This is a genomic window from Oleiphilus sp. HI0123, from assembly GCF_001635315.1.
The window spans coordinates 1-3,459 of record NZ_LWGE01001506.1 but is presented as its reverse complement, the minus strand read 5'-3'; the positions used below and the strand labels follow the sequence as shown (position 1 = coordinate 3,459).

4 protein-coding genes are annotated in these 3,459 nt (G+C 41.1%); all 4 read left to right on the top strand.

Annotated features, from left to right (window positions below; genetic code table 11):
• The coding region (locus tag A3761_RS19925; RefSeq protein ID WP_156491977.1) for a tol-pal system YbgF family protein at positions 1–1,777 on the top strand (1,777 nt) is incomplete at its 5' end.
• On the top strand, positions 1,758–2,381 hold the full coding sequence (locus A3761_RS19920; protein WP_068512665.1) for a tetratricopeptide repeat protein: 624 nt from the start codon (positions 1,758–1,760) through the stop codon (positions 2,379–2,381). The genes A3761_RS19925 and A3761_RS19920, both read left to right, overlap by 20 nt.
• Positions 2,382–2,714, top strand: a complete 333-nt coding sequence (locus tag A3761_RS19915) for a hypothetical protein (protein ID WP_068506862.1) — start codon at positions 2,382–2,384, stop codon at positions 2,712–2,714.
• A 335-nt stretch (positions 2,715–3,049) separates the two neighbouring features.
• Positions 3,050–3,459: MotA/TolQ/ExbB proton channel family protein (locus A3761_RS19910; RefSeq protein ID WP_197473137.1), on the top strand; the 410-nt coding region annotated here is incomplete at its 3' end.

The window sequence follows — 3,459 nt, the reverse complement described above, 5'->3', positions numbered from 1 at the left end:
GAAAACGCTTGAACCCTCTCAATTAGAGATTGTCAGACCTTTGCTTGTTGAGGCCCTAGATGAGTTGGCACACCTATATTATGTAAGAATGCAAACGGCTTACGCCAAAGACTCCGAAGTTAAGAGTGAGCCTGCTGAAATTTCAGCTAAAGCGTCAAGCTATTATGTATTTGGTAAGCAGGCTGCAGACTATTACGAAGAGCTGGTTCTCACGCGAGGTCAAGATCGCTATAGCGGTGAGAACCTTTACCTTGCAGCTGAGGCTGCATATAAAATTGGTGATTATCGTCGTGCAATTTCTCTATACGAACGTGCAGCTTATGAAAATGTTAGCCATCCAAAGGCAGTTCAAGCTGGCTATGCTTCAGTTCTGACATATGACGACATCAAAGTTTCAAATAGCGGCAATACCCAAGATCTCGGGCCATCTGATAAGCTACTTCGCAGAGAAGCGATTGAGCGTTTTGCTGCGCATTTTCCTATGGCTAATCAGACGGCAGGATTGTTGAACGACCTAGCAAATGAATATTATCGCGAACTAGACTATATCAATGCAGTAGAAGTTTCTTCCCGAGTTGTACAGTCCAGATCGGCACCTGCTGCGATATTGTATTCTAGTTGGTTGGTTAACGCTCATAGTCATTTCGAGCTAGAAAACTATTCTCTTGCAGAAAAAGCCTATCAAAAACTTGTTACTTATAATAAGAAGTCTGATGTAGAGGTCTTAAGCGAGCGCTTAGCTGCGTCTGTTTACAAGCAAGCAGAGAAAGAAAGTGCGATTGGGAAAAGTGCCGAACTTTATTTGAGAGTCGTCGACCTAGTGCCGGATTCGAGTATTGCTCCTACGGCACTTTTTGATGCGTCGACACAGTTTCTACAAATACAAAATTGGCCGCAGTCCATCGCCACCTTAAACGTTTTCCAAGAGCGTTTTCCTGATAGTGAGTTGTATGAGGATGCCTCAGATAAGCTCGTCTATGCTTACTTGGAGAATGAAGAGCCAATTCCTGCTGCAGAAAAACTAGTCGAGATATCGAATTCTACTGCGGACTTGGCTAAAGCGTCGAACTCACTTTATCGTGCTGCAGAAATTTACTTAGAAAATGACTTTGCCTATGAAGCTGTTGGGCTTTTGGACGGTTTTGTTAAGCGCTATCCCGATCAGTTCGAGTTAAATATTGAGGCATATTTCCAAAGTATTCGCTATTTTGATCGTCGAAAAGAGGACTCTAATGCTAATAAGTGGCGTGCAGCGCTTGTAGAATATGAACAGGATAGGATCTCTCAGCGAAACGGGCGTTCTGCTTATGTTGCAGCAAATGCAGCGCTTAGGCTATTAAACAAAGACATCCTTCAGTTTGAAGCGATTAGCTTAAGCTTACCGCTCAAAAAGTCTTTGGATCAAAAAACACGAAATCTAAAAGCCTTGGTAGCTAAACTCGAAAGCCTTGCCGATTACGAAGTGTCCGAGGTTATTTCAGCGGCTACTTATAAAATCGGAACGATATATAGAACCTTAGCGCAAGATATCATGTCTTCCGAAAGACCCGACAAACTTACAGAGCTTCAGTTAGAGCAATACGACATTCTACTGGAGGAGCAGGCGTACTCATTCGAAGAGCAAGCTTTGGAGATTTATCAGATTAACCTCGATAAGGTTCCTGATGGTGAGTACGATAGATGGATTGCAGCCACCTATGAAGTGTTAGCTGAAATGAATCCAACAGAGTTTGAACGTAAATCAAAGGCGATCTTACATGCTGATGAATATTTCTAAGCCTATGAGTCATATATCTAAGGTAATCCTTGTTATAGGTGCTTTGTATTTTGTCGTAGCTTGTTCAAGTACTAGCAAAAAAATAGAGCCTATCCAGATTGAGAAGCCGGCTAGCGCTATTGTTAAGCCAATCCTCACGGAAGACGATAAAATTGCATACAAGCAAGGTCTAGCTCTTATCAAAGAAAAATCTTACGTTGAAGCAGAAGAGATATTTAAGGGCTTAATTGATAGATATCCGACCCTGGCTGGTGCATACGTTAACCTTGGTTTGATTCGTCATTCAAATAGGCAGTTAGCTGAAGCTGAAGGCTACTATCAGCAAGCACTAGATATTAATCCTAAAAACGTAAACGCTTTGATTCAATTATCTTTGATTAGCCAGGATGAAGGTAAGTTTCAGGACAGTGAACGATTTTTAAAGTCAGCCTTAGCAAAGGATTCAAATCATCCGATGGTTAATTACAATCTCGGGGTACTTTATGAGTTGTACCTACGTGATTACGACCAAGCAATTGAACATTACCAGGCTTATGTTAAAAATGCGGGTGAAGACGACACAAAGACTGTAGAGCGCTGGATAAAAATGCTGGAGCGTAAGTAAATGAATTTGATCAAATTGAGAAGGATTAAAGCAATTTCTTGTCTGATATCTGTCATTTTGTTGCTTATGTCTCCTTTTGCGGTTTCTAAGTCGAATCAAGATGAAAAGAGGGTTGAAACGCTGTCGGAAGTCTCTATTATTGGCAGCTCTGAACTGCCAAATGTAAGTTTTGATCTGCCATGGAAACTACCAACTATAGAGAAGCGTGATGAAGCGTCTCCGCCAAAAAGTATTCCTGGCATTTTAGATAGCATTGAACCTGTCCGGTTCCGACAGCAGATTCATTTTTCAAGGTTTTTGGAAGTCGATTCTCCGTCTTTCAAACCTCGATAGTGTAATGGAAAGCGTAAAACCTTGTAAATTTGTAGGGAATTTATGAGCGTGTCCCGGAATTCCTGGGTTGCTGTCTATACACTTGCAATCACATAGTCGTTCGTCAACAAGGAACGTGAACCTGTTCATACGTATTAAGGTGCAGGTAAAGACATAATGAAAATCAGCATTATAGCTGACGACAAACTCTGTTTTATTTCGTTGATGTTTATTTAGTCATCAACGCCGAACAATTACTTTGAATACAAAAAATAGATGCGGTAGCGATTCTATGAGCATTACGTACTCGTAGTATTTGCAAAACGCTTTAATTAGAACATTAAGGGGCACAAATCATGTTAGATACGATCTTGCGATTTTTTCAGGAAGGTGGGGCGTTTATGTACCCAATCGCAGTCGTTTTAGTAATCGGTTTAGCGATTGCTATTGAGCGTTTTATATATTTAACCGCAGCAAAGAACTCTAATAGAAATGCCTTTGATAAGGGGCTGTTACCGATTCTTAGAAAGCGCGATTACCCAAAAGCGCTAAAGTTTGCTAACGACTCACAGGCTGCTATTGCAGCAATTATGGGTGCGGGTTTAAGTCGTTTATTAAACAATGCTAACCGGGATGAAATTGAGTTCGCTATGGAAGAAGGCTTGATGGAAACACTTCCTCGCCTTGAAAAGCGTACACAGTATTTAGCGACATTAGCTAACGTATCTACCTTGCTTGGTTTGCTGGGTACTATCATTGGTTTGAT

Excerpts from the sequence above, each read along its gene's own strand:
- A3761_RS19920 (WP_068512665.1), top strand. The coding sequence starts at position 1,758 with ATGCTGATGAATATTTCTAAGCCTATGAGTCATATATCTAAGGTAATC.
- A3761_RS19915 (WP_068506862.1), top strand. The coding sequence starts at position 2,382 with ATGAATTTGATCAAATTGAGAAGGATTAAAGCAATTTCTTGTCTGATA.